The organism is Streptomyces sp. NPDC060002 (genome assembly GCF_042737245.1).
In the GTDB taxonomy this organism is placed as follows: domain Bacteria; phylum Actinomycetota; class Actinomycetes; order Streptomycetales; family Streptomycetaceae; genus Streptomyces.
In genome coordinates, this window is sequence record NZ_JBHWUW010000061.1 from 1 (window position 1) to 13,736 (window position 13,736).

General features: G+C 68.8%; 13 protein-coding genes and 2 pseudogenes. 5 read left to right on the forward strand and 10 right to left on the reverse strand.

Features of this window, described 5'->3' with window-relative positions:
- Nucleotides 1–176 precede the first annotated feature (176 nt).
- The 3 genes from ACFWBD_RS35035 to ACFWBD_RS35045 all read right to left on the reverse strand — a co-directional run bounded on the left by ACFWBD_RS35035 (nucleotide 177) and on the right by ACFWBD_RS35045 (nucleotide 2,783).
- Complete coding sequence (locus ACFWBD_RS35035; protein ID WP_385676034.1) at nucleotides 177–485, reverse strand: SCO5918 family protein; 309 nt, start codon at nucleotides 483–485, stop codon at nucleotides 177–179.
- Between the two features lie 257 nt (nucleotides 486–742).
- The gene (locus ACFWBD_RS35040) at nucleotides 743–2,236 is read right to left on the reverse strand and encodes a DEAD/DEAH box helicase (RefSeq protein WP_385676037.1); all 1,494 of its coding nucleotides are present in this window, start codon (nucleotides 2,234–2,236) and stop codon (nucleotides 743–745) included.
- 343 nt (nucleotides 2,237–2,579) lie between these two features.
- On the reverse strand, nucleotides 2,580–2,783 hold the full coding sequence (locus ACFWBD_RS35045; protein ID WP_006136369.1) for a cold-shock protein: 204 nt from the start codon (nucleotides 2,781–2,783) through the stop codon (nucleotides 2,580–2,582).
- 874 nt (nucleotides 2,784–3,657) lie between these two features.
- On the opposite strand from ACFWBD_RS35045, the gene ACFWBD_RS35050 reads away from it, so the two are divergent.
- On the forward strand, nucleotides 3,658–4,368 hold the full coding sequence (locus tag ACFWBD_RS35050) for a hemerythrin domain-containing protein (RefSeq protein WP_385676042.1): 711 nt from the start codon (nucleotides 3,658–3,660) through the stop codon (nucleotides 4,366–4,368).
- A gap of 325 nt (nucleotides 4,369–4,693) precedes the next feature.
- Nucleotides 4,694–5,398: pseudogene (locus ACFWBD_RS35055) on the forward strand (cbb3-type cytochrome c oxidase subunit I); the annotation flags it as partial.
- A 195-nt stretch (nucleotides 5,399–5,593) separates the two neighbouring features.
- Here ACFWBD_RS35055 and ACFWBD_RS35060 read toward each other — a convergent pair.
- From ACFWBD_RS35060 to ACFWBD_RS35070, 3 genes are read right to left on the reverse strand one after another with little or no spacing between them, the layout of a single operon-like run.
- Nucleotides 5,594–6,268, reverse strand: coding sequence for a DUF3618 domain-containing protein (locus ACFWBD_RS35060; RefSeq protein ID WP_385676045.1), 675 nt, complete (start codon nucleotides 6,266–6,268; stop codon nucleotides 5,594–5,596).
- The gene (locus ACFWBD_RS35065; protein ID WP_385676048.1) at nucleotides 6,244–6,609 is read right to left on the reverse strand and encodes a phage holin family protein; all 366 of its coding nucleotides are present in this window, start codon (nucleotides 6,607–6,609) and stop codon (nucleotides 6,244–6,246) included. Before ACFWBD_RS35065 ends, ACFWBD_RS35060 begins: the two co-directional genes overlap by 25 nt.
- A gap of 54 nt (nucleotides 6,610–6,663) precedes the next feature.
- A complete protein-coding gene (locus tag ACFWBD_RS35070) occupies nucleotides 6,664–7,350 on the reverse strand; it encodes a hypothetical protein (RefSeq protein WP_385676051.1) in 687 nt (228 codons plus the stop codon).
- A gap of 219 nt (nucleotides 7,351–7,569) precedes the next feature.
- Here ACFWBD_RS35070 and ACFWBD_RS35075 point away from each other — a divergent pair.
- The 3 genes and pseudogenes from ACFWBD_RS35075 to ACFWBD_RS35085 form a co-directional block, all read left to right on the forward strand.
- A pseudogene (locus ACFWBD_RS35075) lies at nucleotides 7,570–7,698 on the forward strand (IS630 family transposase); the annotation flags it as partial.
- A 178-nt stretch (nucleotides 7,699–7,876) separates the two neighbouring features.
- Entirely contained in the window at nucleotides 7,877–9,583 is a 1,707-nt protein-coding gene (gene ctaD, locus ACFWBD_RS35080; protein WP_385676054.1) for a cytochrome c oxidase subunit I, read from the forward strand.
- A 16-nt stretch (nucleotides 9,584–9,599) separates the two neighbouring features.
- Nucleotides 9,600–9,944, forward strand: coding sequence for a cytochrome C oxidase subunit I (locus ACFWBD_RS35085; RefSeq protein ID WP_385676057.1), 345 nt, complete (start codon nucleotides 9,600–9,602; stop codon nucleotides 9,942–9,944).
- A gap of 271 nt (nucleotides 9,945–10,215) precedes the next feature.
- Here ACFWBD_RS35085 and ACFWBD_RS35090 read toward each other — a convergent pair whose 3' ends face one another.
- The 4 genes from ACFWBD_RS35090 to ACFWBD_RS35105 all read right to left on the reverse strand — a co-directional run bounded on the left by ACFWBD_RS35090 (nucleotide 10,216) and on the right by ACFWBD_RS35105 (nucleotide 13,735).
- Nucleotides 10,216–10,809, reverse strand: coding sequence for a hemerythrin domain-containing protein (locus ACFWBD_RS35090; RefSeq protein ID WP_385676060.1), 594 nt, complete (start codon nucleotides 10,807–10,809; stop codon nucleotides 10,216–10,218).
- 11 nt (nucleotides 10,810–10,820) lie between these two features.
- Nucleotides 10,821–12,020 carry a hypothetical protein gene (locus ACFWBD_RS35095; RefSeq protein ID WP_385676063.1) on the reverse strand — a complete coding sequence of 400 codons (1,200 nt, stop codon included), beginning with the start codon at nucleotides 12,018–12,020 and terminating at the stop codon, nucleotides 10,821–10,823.
- 336 nt (nucleotides 12,021–12,356) lie between these two features.
- Nucleotides 12,357–13,247, reverse strand: coding sequence for a cytochrome c oxidase assembly protein (locus ACFWBD_RS35100; protein WP_385676066.1), 891 nt, complete (start codon nucleotides 13,245–13,247; stop codon nucleotides 12,357–12,359).
- Nucleotides 13,244–13,735 (reverse strand): DUF2243 domain-containing protein, encoded by a 492-nt coding sequence (locus ACFWBD_RS35105; protein ID WP_385676069.1) that lies wholly within the window; start codon nucleotides 13,733–13,735, stop codon nucleotides 13,244–13,246. Before ACFWBD_RS35105 ends, ACFWBD_RS35100 begins: the two co-directional genes overlap by 4 nt.
- Nucleotide 13,736 lies beyond the last annotated feature (1 nt).

A 13,736-nucleotide genomic window follows, 5' to 3' on the forward strand; every position in this document is an offset into this window, starting at 1 on the left:
GGCCGCCGCCCGGGGGCCACAAACCCCCGGGGCCCCGGGTACCAACCCGCCCCCCCAACCCTACACCCCGGGGCCCGCCCACCCGCGGCCCCCCTTCTCTTCTCGCATCCCGGCCTGTCAGCAATCACTGCGACGGGAGCTGAACAGCAGTGTGCGCTTGTACGCGGTTCCCTCGCTCAGACCGCGACGGTGGTGCCGAGCATCGCGGAGGCTTGCTGCAGCGAGCTGAGGATGCTCAGGGGCGCGGCCTTGGGGACGGCGCGACAGGTGAAGCCGAGCGCAGCCATGGCCCGGAGGACTTCGGCGGCGCTGAAGTCCCGGCGGTCCTGGCGGGTGATGACCTGGCCGACTTGCTTGACGGGGTAGTGACGGCGGCCGATGATCACGGATTCGCCGGTGACCGGTTCGGGCTTGATGCCCTTCAGCGATTCCAGCACCCCACCCTTGGTGAGCTCGAAGGGGAAGCGGGCGATGACGCAGCGCATGTGGCCTCACAGAGAGAAGGGAAGAAGGGGCCGACCAGGGGTGAGGCGTTTCGGCGAGAGAGGCGAGGATGCCTGGGGCGCTGCCTTGCTCGTCGACGAGTCGCAGGGCACCGAGCCGACGGGAGCGCATCGCCTGCTCGGCTTCGGCCCTCGTGGTCACAGGTGAGGTGAACGATCCGTGATCGCCGAGGGTGTCGCGCAGCACGCACGCGGTCCGTGCAGACGGAGCTCTCGCGAGCGGCGGTGAGTTCGGTCTTCTAGGCCGCCGTGCCGAGGGCGGGCTGGCGTACGGGGGCGCGCCGGGTCGCCGAGGCGGGGCGGCGTCGGCTTCGGGAGGAGGCGCTGCGCTTGGGGCGTTCGGTCACCGGTGCGGTGATGACGACCGGGATGCCGGACGGGGGCTGGGCGCCGGTGATCCGGTTCAGGGCCTCGTCGCCCGAGCGGATCTGGGTGGTCTGCGGCCGGATTCCGGCGTCCGACATGAGGCGGACCATGCCGCGGCGCTGGTGCGGTGTGACGAGGGTGACGACGCTGCCGGACTCGCCGGCGCGGGCGGTTCGGCCGCCGCGGTGGAGGTAGTCCTTGTGGTCGGTCGGCGGGTCGACGTTGACGACGAGGTCGAGGTTGTCGACGTGGATGCCGCGCGCCGCGACATTGGTCGCCACCAGTACGGTGACGTGCCCCGTCTTGAACTGCGTCAGCGTGCGGGTGCGCTGCGGCTGCGACTTGCCGCCGTGCAGCGCGGCGGCCCGTACCCCGCTGTTGAGCAGGTCCTGGGTCAACCGGTCGACGGCGTGCTTGGTGTCCAGGAACATGATCACGCGGCCGTCGCGGGCGGCGATCTCGATCGTGGCGGCGTGCTTGTCGGCGCCGTGGATGTGCAGGACGTGGTGTTCCATTGTCGTGACCGCACCGGCCGACGGGTCGACCGAGTGCACGACGGGGTCGGTCAGATAGCGGCGCACCAGCAGGTCGACGTTACGGTCCAAGGTGGCGGAGAACAGCATCCGCTGCCCCTCCGGACGCACCTGGTCGAGCAACGCGGTGACCTGCGGCATGAAACCCATGTCGGCCATCTGGTCGGCCTCGTCCAGCACCGTGATGCCCACGTGGTTCAGCCGGCAGTCGCCGCGGTCGATGAGGTCCTTGAGCCGGCCCGGGGTCGCGACGACCACCTCGGCCCCACCGCGCAGCGCGCCTGCCTGCCTGCCGATCGGCATCCCGCCCACCACCGTGGCCAGCCGCAGCTGGACGGAGCGGGCGTACGGGGTGAGCGCGTCGGTCACCTGCTGCGCCAGCTCACGCGTCGGTACCAGGATCAGCCCCAGCGGCTGGCGGGGCTCGGCACGCTGTCCAGCGGTGCGGGCGAGCAGGGCGAGGCCGAAGGCGAGGGTCTTGCCGGAACCGGTGCGTCCGCGGCCCAGGACGTCACGGCCCGCCAGGGAGTTCGGCAGCGTCGCTCCCTGGATCGGGAACGGTGCGGTCACACCCTGCCTGCCGAGTTCGGCCAGAAGCTGCTCGGGCATGTCGAGATCGGCGAACCCCTCGACGGCGGGCAGCGCGGGGGTGATCGTCTTGGGCAGCGCGAACTCACCCTGCACCGCGGCGGGCCGGCGGCCGTAACCGCCGGAACGGACAGGCCCGCCGGAATGGCGCGGTGCCTGCGAGCCGAAGCGGCTGCCGCCCCTTCCGGCGTCGGCACTGCCATTACGGGCGCGGGCGGGGCGGTCGTTCGTGTATGCGCGGTTCATGCGGAACCTTCCTCGATGTGGCACATATCAAGGAATTCCCGCAGCGATGGGCGGCATGGAGAATTACAAGTATGGACCGGTGGCAAAAGAAAGCAGATCTGACCGACGGAAATATCCGGGGCAGAGGTGCTGAAAAGAGTGACGCGACGGGGACTTATGATCCGGGCCCCGGCTGCGGTGCAGCTCCTGAGGATGCGCCTGCATCTCTAAAGGAGGAGCAGCGCGTGGTGAGACTGCGGATTCCTCCGAGGCGTCCCGCAGGTGAAACCGCTGCGGGAAATGCGTGCAACTGGGGCCCGCACCCCGAAGGATGCGGGCCCCGGCTACAGATTGTGCGTCAGCGTCAGGCCGGAACGATGTTCTCGGCCGTCGGGCCCTTCTGGCCCTGCGCGATGTCGAAGGTCACCTTCTGGCCCTCGAGCAGCTCACGGAAACCCTGCGCGGCGATGTTCGAGTAGTGGGCGAACACGTCAGCGCCGCCACCGTCCTGCTCGATGAAGCCGAAGCCCTTTTCCGCATTGAACCACTTAACGGTACCAGTAGCCATGTCATATCTCCTTTGGGGCAGTACATCGGAATCCGCACTGCGCGAACGCCGTGTCGCCGCGATGATTACCCCGCCCGGAAAGTGACCGGAAATACAAAAGTGCTCCCATCCGGCAGAAGCCTGGTGGGGGCACTTGAAGTTTTGGGAACCACAACTGCAACTTAGAGCGACAGTAGCACGCCGGAACGGCCTGTGCACGTTACATAATTCGACCCTGCTCATCGCGGCAAAAACTCTCACTGCGGGGTCCGTCAAACTCTCACTTCGCGGGCACAGGTATTGATCCACTCGGAGTGCAACGTTTCAGGAATGGCGGTCTCACCAACTGCAGCCAGGACCGCGGGGTCCGACGGCTCACGCGGCCGTCCGTAGTACGCCTCCCGGAAGGCGTCCAGCAGCTCGCACCGACATGCCGGCAGGCAGGATCACGCGGTACGACTGCCTCCCACTACGTCCGTCGCGGCCCTGCAAGAGGTCCGCCGGCTTCCGGGCCCGGCACTGTTCCCCTGTCGAACGGATGACCTGGAGGGTGGTGTCACCGGACCGGCGAAAGCGCCGGCTCCCTCCAAGCCCAGCGGGAGAGATCATTCTTGAGGCCAGGCCCATCCCCTCGGCTTGCACGGGCCCGCGCCGCTTGCGTCGCCGGCGCTCTCCCGTACGTGGCGGGAGCGTGGAACACCGGCACAGGGGGACTCGGCATGCAGCCTGCGAGAGGAGCCGACATGTCCAGCCCTCGCGACGAACTGTCCCACCCGCTGAAGGAGCTCACCGGCGAGAAGGACGTCCACCCAAAGGAAGAAGGGGCTGTGCCTCAGCGGCAGGAGTCGGATGCCGGCGTCGGGAAGGAAGGCTCACCTGTGGGAGAGGAACCGCGATGACGGTATCGATCACCGGGCAGGATGCTGCTCTGCTTGGGGGGCAGGGCAGCATCCTGATGCGCCAGCGCCGCGACCACGCCGACCTCGACGCGATGATGAACCGCTACCTCTGCGGCCAGGACACGCCCGAGGACCTGCACGACCTGTGGCAGAACATCGTGCAGTTGGTCTTCAGCCATGCCTTCGCCGAGGAGACCGTCCTGTGGCCCCTGCTGCGCCGCGGCTGCGCCGACGGCGTGGAACTCACGACACGCGTGGAGCTGGAACACCAGGCCGTCAACGAACTCATCGCGCGGATCGAACGCTCTCCGCAAGATGCCCGTCGCGACGAATGGATCCGGCAGGCTTTCGCGCTGATCTCGCAGGACATCCGCGACGAGGAGGACGAACTGCTGCCCTGCTTGCGCGACGCTCACAGCGACCGGCAACTGCGATGGATCGGTGCCGCCTGGGAAGCGGTCCGGGTCACCGCACCTACCCACCCCCACCCTGGTGTGCCGCGACGTCCCCCCGGCAACGCGCTGAGCGGTCTCCCGCTCAGCGCGTTCGACCGGCTGCGCGACTTCCTGCCCGCCACCACTTGGGCCGGGCGCCGCGCCACCCTGATCATCGGGGGCAGCTCCGCAACGGCAGCCATGGTCGTCCTGGCCCGGATCGCCGCCCGGCGACAGCTCCGTCGCCGAGACCACCAGAAAGTCCTGCGCTGACACGCGGCACTTCCTCTCCTGGCTCCCGGGGCGAGGTGTACGCCTGCGGCATCTGATTACACGGCATGCGCTCCGTACCTCACAACGCGTCAGCGTGCGATGCCTGAGTGTTTACGGAATCTTGATACCTGAATGCCGCGCTTCCACGGACAAGGGAGCCGATGGCTGCTGAAACTGCACCGGTCACGTTGGTGCCGGTCAAGGGACGGCGCAGCAGGGGCCGAATGGTCGTCTCCTGGCTGACCACGACCGATCACAAGAAGATCGGCCACCTCTACCTGATGACCTCGTTCGCGTTCTTCCGCGTAGGTGGGGCGCTGGCGAAAACTGGATCGGCACGATGTGGAAGGGCTCGATCTCCTTCGAACCACCCATGCTGTGGGCGGCCGGCTTCCTCGTGACGTTCCTCTTCGGCGCCGGCCTGACCGGCGTGCTGCTCGCCTCGCCGCCGATGGACTTCCACGTCACCGACAGCTACTTCGTCGTGGCCCACTTCCACTACGTGCTGTTCGGCACGATCGTGTTCGCGATGTTCGGCGGCTTCAGCTTCTGGTGGCCGAAGATGACCGGCACCATGCTCGACCACCGACTGGAGAAGATCCACTTCTGGACCCTCTTCGTGGGTTTCCACACCACCTTCCTGGTCCAGCACTGGCTCGGTTCGGAAGGCATGCCCCGCCGTTACGCCGACTACCTGGCCGCCGACGGCTTCACCGCCCTCAACACCCTCTCCTCCATCGGCGCCTTCCTCCTCGGCCTGTCCACCCTCCCCTTCCTCTACAACGCGTGGAAGACCGCCAAGTTCGGCGAGCGGGTCGAGGTCGACGACCCCTGGGCCTACGGCCGCTCCCTGGAGTGGGCCACCTCCTGCCCGCCACCCCGCCACAATTTCGTGACCCTGCCCCGCATCCGCTCCGAATCGGCCGCCTTCGATCTGCACCACCCGGAAATGGCGGAACTCGAACAGCGTGAGAACGACGGCAGGCGGGACGCCATCGACGCCACCGACCACAAAGGCGAACCGACGTGATGCGACCGGTCCCCTGGCCCGCTGGACCGGCAGGGCGCCGGCCTGGCCGACGAGGTCGAGGGCTACCTCCTCCCGACCGAAGACGTCGCGTCACCACATGGAGCGGCGCCTCGGGCTGACCGGACCGGCACCGCAGATCAGCCTCCGGCAGGGCCGACCGGCTGCGGCGTACGGCCCTGCCGGAGGCTTCGCGGTTCAGCCGGGTCCCGGCTGGTGTCGCGCCTCGTCGGCGACCTGCCTGCCCGATTCACGTGCCTGGTCCGTCACCTGCGCAGCCTGGTCACGGGCCTCGTCCTGGGTGGTGCGGGCCGCTTCCGCGGCGGTGTCCTTCACTTCCTGCGCCGCGTTCTGTGTGGCCTCCTTGGCGCCTGCCTTCAGGTTCTGCGCGGAGTCGAGGGCCGCTTCCTTCACCGGCTCCAGTGCCCCACCGGGTGCCATCAGGGCGGCGGCCTTCCCCTGCTCCATCTCGGACGCGGGCAACAGCGACGACGCCAGCATGCCCGCACCGAAGGCGATCAGGCCGGCGGCCAGCGGATTGCCCTGTGCCTGGCGCATCGCCTCGTCAGGCGCTTGCCGTATCGCTTCCCCGGCCTGGCCGGCCGCGTCGCGCACTGTGCCGGCCGTTTGCTGGGTGCCCTCCTGGAGGGAACCGGCCGCGCTCTGGGCACCGCCGGTGACCTCGTGGGCGGTGTACGAGGCCGTTCCCATGACCCGCTCACGCATACCCGAAACGGCGCCGCGCATCCTCCGGCTGCGGCGGCGGACCACCCTTCGGGGGCTGGCCCGGTCCGCGAGCCGGTCCACATCCGCGGACAGCCGGCCCCGAGTGGCGTCGATCTCGGCCCTCATCCGGTCGGGTGACGTGCCCATTGCGCATTCTCCTTCATCGTCTCGACTGTGTGCTCCGGTCTGGGTGCCACCGTGCGCATGCGTGTCCTGCCCCGCTGATACAGGACGGTTGCTGCCACGGCCCACACGGCGGCGACGATCAGGGCGGCCCAGCCCGCGTCGATCACGTTGGCCAGTCCGAACACGGCGGCCAGCGACAGGAACAGGACGACCATGTAGCCGGCGAACCCGGCGCCGCCGTACATTCCGGCGGCCTTGCCCGCCTTGGTCGCCTCCTGCCTGACCTCGAATTTCGCCAGTTCGACCTCTTGGCGGAACAGTGTCTGGACGTCCGACGTCACGGCGGACAGCAGCTCGCCCACCGAGCTGTCATCGACGGGCGACACCGCCGAACGGGACGGAACGAAGGACATCGTTCACACCCCCGGACCCGGCCGGCCCGGTGCGTCACCCGGGGTCATGCCGAGGGACGGCGCGAACTGGGGCGGAGCGGGCGGCACCGGCTCCCGCGCGGCGCCCGGCGACGGAGTGGACGCGAGCGCAGCGTGCGGCTCGTTCAGCGCCGCCTGCTCCGAGCGGACGGCCCCCTGCTGGTCCGGCCCCGAAGACGTGTCGGCCTTGGCCGCCACCTTCACCATCCGCCCGACGGCGAACCCTGCCAGCAGGGCACCGCCCAGAAAGGCCGCGGGACGGCGGCGGGCGAAGCTCTGCACTTCGGTGAGGACGCCGTCGACTCCCTGCTTCTGCAGATAGTCGGCCGCCCGGTGCCCGCCGTCGGCCGCCTGAGCCGCGAGGCTGCGGGCGGGCGAGTCGCTCTGCGCGCCCTCGGCCAGTCCCGCCAGGTCGTCCGCCCACTGGTGCAGTGTCCCGGCAGCCCGCCTGGTCTGTTCCTCGGCCTCGTCCATCGCGCGGCGGCGCAGGTCGTCGGCGACCTTGCCGGCCTGCTGCCGCGCCTCCCCGGCCACGGCTTTGGCCTGGTCCGCGGCGGTACCCGCAACCTGCCCTGCTGCCTGCTGGGCCTGACCGGCGGTGGCCGACGCCTCCGCTCTGGCCGTCTCACCGGCCTGCTGCAACTTTGTGGTGTCCTGCACTGCCTCACTCATCAGCTCACTCCTCCTCGCGGGTAATGCGGCTATTCGCCAGATATGTACACGAGTGACTGATTCGTCATCTTTTACACCCATCGAGGGGCTGAATTGTCGCGCTCCCCCGATCCCCGGCACGCCAGGCGGGGCGTGGACCTCCGGCACAGGGATGCCACGCGGAGACGATCGACGGCAACGCCTGCCGTACCCAAGCGCTGATCCCGGCTACTCGGCCAAGAGCACCCCTGCGCCATCGCCGACGACGAGGCGATACCCGAGTCAGGCGGGCCCGAAGTCATCTTCTGCATCGACGAGTTCAGCCCGCGTGGCCACCAGCCCCACCCGGGCCGCCAGTGGGCCGAGCGCAGTCCGCACGGTTCGACGGCCGCGGAGGGTCGGACGGTTGCTCCGTCCGGGTGCATCAGTCACGCGATCGGACGCTCGTCGGCCGCTCCGGGTGTAGGTGCTGCCCTCGCACAGCGAGGATGGCGGTGACTGACGTCATGGCGTGAGCGGACCGCGAGCATCGAGAGACGGACGACCTGTGAGCATCCTCGACGAACCCCAACCCCACGGTGCCGCGGCAGCCGAGGACTCCTACCAGAACGAACTGCCGGTCAGGGGCAGGCGGCCCGGCAACGTGGTGGTGACGTGGCTGACGACCACCGACCACAAGACCATCGGCACGCTGTACCTGACCACATCGTTCGCGTTCTTCCTGATCGGAGGCGTGATGGCGTTGCTCATGCGCGCCGAACTCGCCCGGCCGGGCCTGCAGATGATCTCGAACGAGCAGTACAACCAGGCGTTCACGATGCACGGCACGATCATGCTGCTGATGTTCGCGACGCCGCTGTTCGCCGGCTTCACGAACTGGATCATGCCGCTCCAGATCGGCGCGCCGGACGTCGCCTTCCCGCGGCTGAACATGTTCGCCTACTGGCTCTACCTGTTCGGCTCGTCGATCGCAGTCGGCGGCTTCCTCACCCCGCAGGGTGCCGCCGACTTCGGCTGGTTCGCCTACACCCCGTTGTCGGACGCGGTCCGCACCCCGGGGCTCGGCGCCGACCTGTGGATCATGGGCCTGGCCTTCTCCGGCTTCGGCACCATCCTCGGCTCGGTCAACTTCATCACCACGATCATCTGCATGCGCGCGCCCGGCATGACCATGTTCCACCTGCCGATCTTCACGTGGAACGTCCTGCTGACCGGTGTCCTGGTCCTGCTGGCCTTCCCGGTCCTCGCGGCCGCGCTGTTCGCCCTGGAGGCGGACCGCAAGTTCGGCGCCCATGTCTTCGACGCGGCCAACGGCGGCCCCCTGCTGTGGCAACACCTCTTCTGGTTCTTCGGCCATCCGGAGGTGTACATCATCGCGCTGCCGTTCTTCGGCATCATCACCGAGATCATCCCGGTCTTCTCGCGTAAGCCGATCTTCGGCTACATGGGCCTGGTCGCCGCGACCATCTCGATCGCCGGTCTGTCCGTGACGGTGTGGGCGCACCACATGTTCGTCACCGGCGGGGTGCTGCTGCCGTTCTTCTCCTTCATGACGTTCCTCATCGCCGTGCCGACGGGCGTGAAGTTCTTCAACTGGATCGGAACGATGTGGAAGGGCTCACTGTCCTTCGAAACCCCGATGCTCTGGGCGGCCGGCTTCCTCGTCACGTTCCTCTTCGGCGGTCTGACCGGCATCATCCTGGCGTCACCGCCGATGGACTTCCACGTCTCCGACTCGTACTTCGTGGTGGCGCACTTCCACTACGTCGTCTTCGGCACCGTCGTCTTCGCGATGTTCGCCGGCTTCCACTTCTGGTGGCCGAAGTTCACCGGCAAGATGCTCGACGAGCGCCTCGGCAAGATCACGTTCTGGACGCTGTTCGTCGGCTTCCACGGCACCTTCCTGGTCCAGCACTGGCTGGGAGCCGAGGGCATGCCCCGCCGGTACGCCGATTACCTGGCCGTCGACGGCTTCACCGCCCTGAACACGATCTCGACGATCAGCTCCTTCGTCCTCGGCCTGTCGATGCTGCCCTTCCTCTACAACGTGTGGAAGACGAGCCGGTACGGCAAGCCGGTCGGCGTCGACGACCCGTGGGGCTACGGCCGCTCCCTCGAATGGGTAACCTCCTGCCCGCCGCCACGGCACAACTTCCTCACCCTGCCGCGGATCCGCAGCGAGTCCCCGGCGTTCGACCTGCACCACCCCGACATCGCGATCGCCGAGGCCGAGGCCCATGGCGCCCGCGCATGAGCGGCCGAGGCGCGCGTTGAGCGGTCTGCCGGAGCGGGGAGTCGCCGGCGAACTCGGCAACACGGTGGAGGGATACCTGCTGTGGCAGGCCCGGGTCACGGAAGCGGAGCAGCGTGCGCGGGAGTTCGTCCGGCCGATGGAGTGGCTGACGACGTCGCAGCGCGCGGAGATCGAATGCCACTACGTTGCCGACAGTCTCCGACGCGCCCGACGTGACCTTGAGCGCATCGCGGCCCGAAGCCTGTCCCTGCGTACCGAGTACGAGCACCGCTACCAGCAGTTGCGGCGCCGCTGTCTGGGTCTGGCACTGACCGTCTGCGCGATTCTCACTACGGTGGCCACCCTGCTGTCGGACCTTTGACCAGGAGCGGTCTTGAGCGGGGCGCGACCGATACGGGGAGGGGCCGGCTCCGTTGCACCGGACCACCTGAGTCCATCAACCACCATGCCGGCCGACTCCCCAGCTTCGCCGCGCGCAGCCCACGGATGATCCGGCCCGCCCTCGGCCCGTCAGCCACCGCCCCGTCCCGTCACTGTCCCGAGATGACATGACGTACATGGCTCGCAACGGTGCGGCCCCGCTCGCCGACGGCGAGCGGGGCGGGCGTCGGCGGCTGGTTCTGCCTCGTCAGTCAGCCGTCTTTGCCCATGGCTTTGCGTACCGCGTCCTTGGTGCGGTCCATGAGGGCGGCGACCGGCCCGAGCGCCACGTTCGCCGCTCCCGATTCGACACCGGGGTGCGGACGGGTCGGCGCCACGGCTTCGGCGGCCTTGACCGCCTTTGCCATGGCGGCGAGGTCGGTGGCGTCGGTGCTGCGGCGGATGTGGGTGAACTCGTAGCGTTCCTCGGCCCGCGCGTGCTCCTGGACGTCCTTGCGCAGTTTCATGAGCTGCGGCATGAACTTCGGGTCGTCGGTGTCCAGGTCGTCGAGGGCGGCCAGCGTCTCCTTGGCCGCCCGTTCCTCGGCGAGCCGGTCCTCGACGACCTGTTCACCGCCGGGCAGGGCCCGCCGGGCGAAGGGGTGGACGACTTCCTCCTCGGCGGTCTCGTGCACGGCCAGCAGGCGCACAAGACGGCGGAAGGCGTCACGGCGCTCCTCGCCGGTGCTCGCCTCGACCTCGTCGAAGAGGTTGCGGATGTCACCGTGCTGCCGCATCAGCAACGCCACGACATCAGTGTCCTCGGCTCCGTCGTCTCCGGCCTGCGGGGTCTCAAGATCGGTCATCCCGGTTCCCCTCACTTCTCGCGCATCGCGGGGTCGGGGTGCTCGCCCTCGGACTCGATGCGGTACTCCCGGCCGAACATCTCGTCGTGCTCCGCCATGACCCGGTCGCTGGGCGGTTCCTCGCCGCCGTGGATCTGCTCCTGCATCTTCTCGAACCGCTCGTGCTGCTCCCGCACATAGCCGGCGCCGAGCGTGGTCAGGTCCATCTGGGTGTCCAGCAACTCGCGCAGGTACTGCTTGTTCGGCTCGAAGGTGAGCACGTTCGGCAGCTCAGGCGCCAGGACCTCCCGCGGCTCACGCCCGTCGTGCCGGCGCATCAGGTCACAGGCGATGTGCAGGTGCTCCAGCTCCATGTTCAGGTGCAGCTCCCAGATGGCCTTCACCCGGGGGTCGCTCTCCTGCTCCATGAAGGAGTAGTAGAGGTAGCACTCGTTGTACTCGTGGTTGACGAGCTGCTCCCACCACGTCTCGCCCGGGTCGACCAGCGACTCGTAGTGGGTGACGTGCTCCTCCTCGATGAGTCCGATCTCCTGGTAGAGCTGGCGGGCGATCGGCTCCATGTAGGTGGGGCCGGTGTTCATGTAGAAGTTCATGGTCTGCTGCTCCGCCGACAGGATCGTCAGCGCGTGCAGCTTCGACAGCGGGTTCGTCTCGTCCTTCGCGTACGGATCGCGCACATTGTCGACCGGGTCGCGGTGGTGGAACCTGGTCGGCCGTCCCGGCATGACCTCGGTCAGCCCGTCGACGATCGACTCCGCCTTGCGGTGCTCGATCATCTCGTACAGGTTGGCGTACCGGTACAGATGGTCGAAGTCCTCCAGCACCCCGAACTGGTACGCCTGAGTCAGGTACGGATCCGGCTCCATCCGCGCCACCCAGGCCGTGAGGTCCACCGCGACCTGCTCGTAGGCGATCGTCGTCTCGAGCACCGAGGACACGCCGGGCAGCAGCCAGTTGACGACCTTCTGCTGCTGGGCCTCGATGTAGCGGGTCCGCGCGAGCTGCCGCTTCACCTCGGGATCGACGGTGTTGCGGGCGAGCTGGTGGCTGAAGAGGATCGCCTCCACCTCGATCCCGTTCATCGTGATGATCCGACATCGGGTGTACGGGTCACAGTGGTCGGGATCGATCGGCTTCACGTTCAGCTCGCGCCAACTGCGCAGTTGGCGGTCCAGCGGGATACCCCGCTGTTCCAGGGGGTTGAAAGTCATGGGGGCGCTCCTCGTGGATCGGCCGGGCGGGCGAAGTACCCCCGTCGCCGCACAGCAGTCCGCAACCCAGGGCACTCGAAGCCATGTTTCGGCCATCCGGCTGCCCCTGCGACCGCACGCACCCGCAGGGCGGGACGAGTCCTTCCTTCGAGCACGATGGAGGGACTGTTCGGCGGCACTCGAGCCGCTGGGACCGGCAACCGGTGTTATGCCCAGCGCCTGACTCGGCCGGCCGGCAACGTCAGGACGTTCCGGGAGGTGGCGTCACCGCGTACCGGACGGCCGAGCTCGGTCGCGACCGTCCGCCGGCCGGCCTCCGGGTCCGGGCAGGACCATTCACATACGCCGGCCAAGGCGTGGCCTCGAATCCCGGTGCCGTCCCTCCACCGGCCCGGCTGCCCGAGCGCTCCCGAAGACGCTGCCGCCCCTGGGCGCGGTGAAGGAGCCACGGTACGTACGTCCGCGGGCCCTGAACCAGCCCAGCCCCACAACTGTGGCCATAGCCACCTCGACCATGTCTCCGCCGTAGTACATCAAGAGGGCCCCGCCGTGCAGGTCTGCGGCGGCGAAGCCGGTACCGGGCGGGGGAAGGGCGTACAGGGTCTTGGCCAGAACCGCGTGTGCGGCACCGGCGGCCAGCAGGGCCCCACCGCGCACCGCGACACCCCAGCGGCGGCGCATCGGATCGAGCTGACACACGGAGAAGCTGAACAGCAGACCCGCCGCCAGCAGGTGGGCGTGCACCAGGTAGCCCAGTAGCGGGCTGTGCTGGATGGCCGAATACAGCTCCGTCCGGTACAGCAGCCACAGACCGCCGACGTCCAGCATTGCCGCCAGCGGAGGAAAGACGAGCGCGCCGACGACACGGGAGTGAGCAAGGGCCAGCAGACCCCGGCGTGCTCTGCCGGGCCCCAGGCTGCGCAGGACGAGGGTGAGCGGACGGGCCGACACGAGAAGCAGCGGGGCCGCCATGCCCACGGCCACGTGCTGGAGCATGTGTCCCGTGAAGGGCCCTGGTGGCAGCGCGCCCGCCGCCGCCCAGGCCATGGCGACGCCCCCGGCACCGAACGACGCGTCCCGGTGCCGCGGCCAGGCGTCCCCCCGGCGCCGCAGACGCCCTGCGGCCGAGAGGTAGGCGACGACCACGAGCAGCGCGGCCGCCGCCGTGATCAACTCGGCCGTGCCGGGGCCCGCGGTCGTGCCCGGGTGGACGTGCGCGAGGCTCACGATGCCGATCCGGCCCTGCCGCGGGCGGCCACGCGCGCGGCGAGGGCCACGCCGACGAGCAGCAGGATCAGGCCTCCGAGGTTCCATGCCCAGTCGTACGGGGTGACATCCACGCCGTAGCGGACCTGGTGCAGGCGCAGCAGTTTGTGGTCCACGATCCCGTCGAACAGCTGGAAAACACCCAGACCCAGGAAGAACCCCGCTCGTGCGTGGGCGGGCGCGAGGGTCCGACGGCGGCGCAGATCGGCGTACAGGAAGAACGCGGCGACCAGCGCCAGCAACTCGGCGGTGTGCAGCAGGCCGTCGGACAGCAGTCCCACGTCGGCGGTGGAACGATCGTAGAAGTGGTGCCAGTGCAGAATCTGGTGGAAGACGATCTCGTCGACCGCCGCCATCACCGCCGCCCCCATGAGCGCGGCCGCGGCCATCGACCTCCGGGGCTCGACGGGAGCGGCCGGGACGGTGTGCGGCCCAACCGGTTCGCTCATG

Coding starts and splice junctions, on each gene's coding strand:
- ACFWBD_RS35035 (WP_385676034.1), bottom strand. CDS start 485: ATGCGCTGCGTCATCGCCCGCTTCCCCTTCGAGCTCACCAAGGGTGGG.
- ACFWBD_RS35040 (WP_385676037.1), bottom strand. CDS start 2,236: ATGAACCGCGCATACACGAACGACCGCCCCGCCCGCGCCCGTAATGGC.
- ACFWBD_RS35045 (WP_006136369.1), bottom strand. CDS start 2,783: ATGGCTACTGGTACCGTTAAGTGGTTCAATGCGGAAAAGGGCTTCGGC.
- ACFWBD_RS35050 (WP_385676042.1), top strand. CDS start 3,658: ATGACGGTATCGATCACCGGGCAGGATGCTGCTCTGCTTGGGGGGCAG.
- ACFWBD_RS35060 (WP_385676045.1), bottom strand. CDS start 6,268: ATGGGCACGTCACCCGACCGGATGAGGGCCGAGATCGACGCCACTCGG.
- ACFWBD_RS35070 (WP_385676051.1), bottom strand. CDS start 7,350: ATGAGTGAGGCAGTGCAGGACACCACAAAGTTGCAGCAGGCCGGTGAG.
- ACFWBD_RS35090 (WP_385676060.1), bottom strand. CDS start 10,809: ATGACCGATCTTGAGACCCCGCAGGCCGGAGACGACGGAGCCGAGGAC.
- ACFWBD_RS35095 (WP_385676063.1), bottom strand. CDS start 12,020: ATGACTTTCAACCCCCTGGAACAGCGGGGTATCCCGCTGGACCGCCAA.
- ACFWBD_RS35105 (WP_385676069.1), bottom strand. CDS start 13,735: ATGAGCGAACCGGTTGGGCCGCACACCGTCCCGGCCGCTCCCGTCGAG.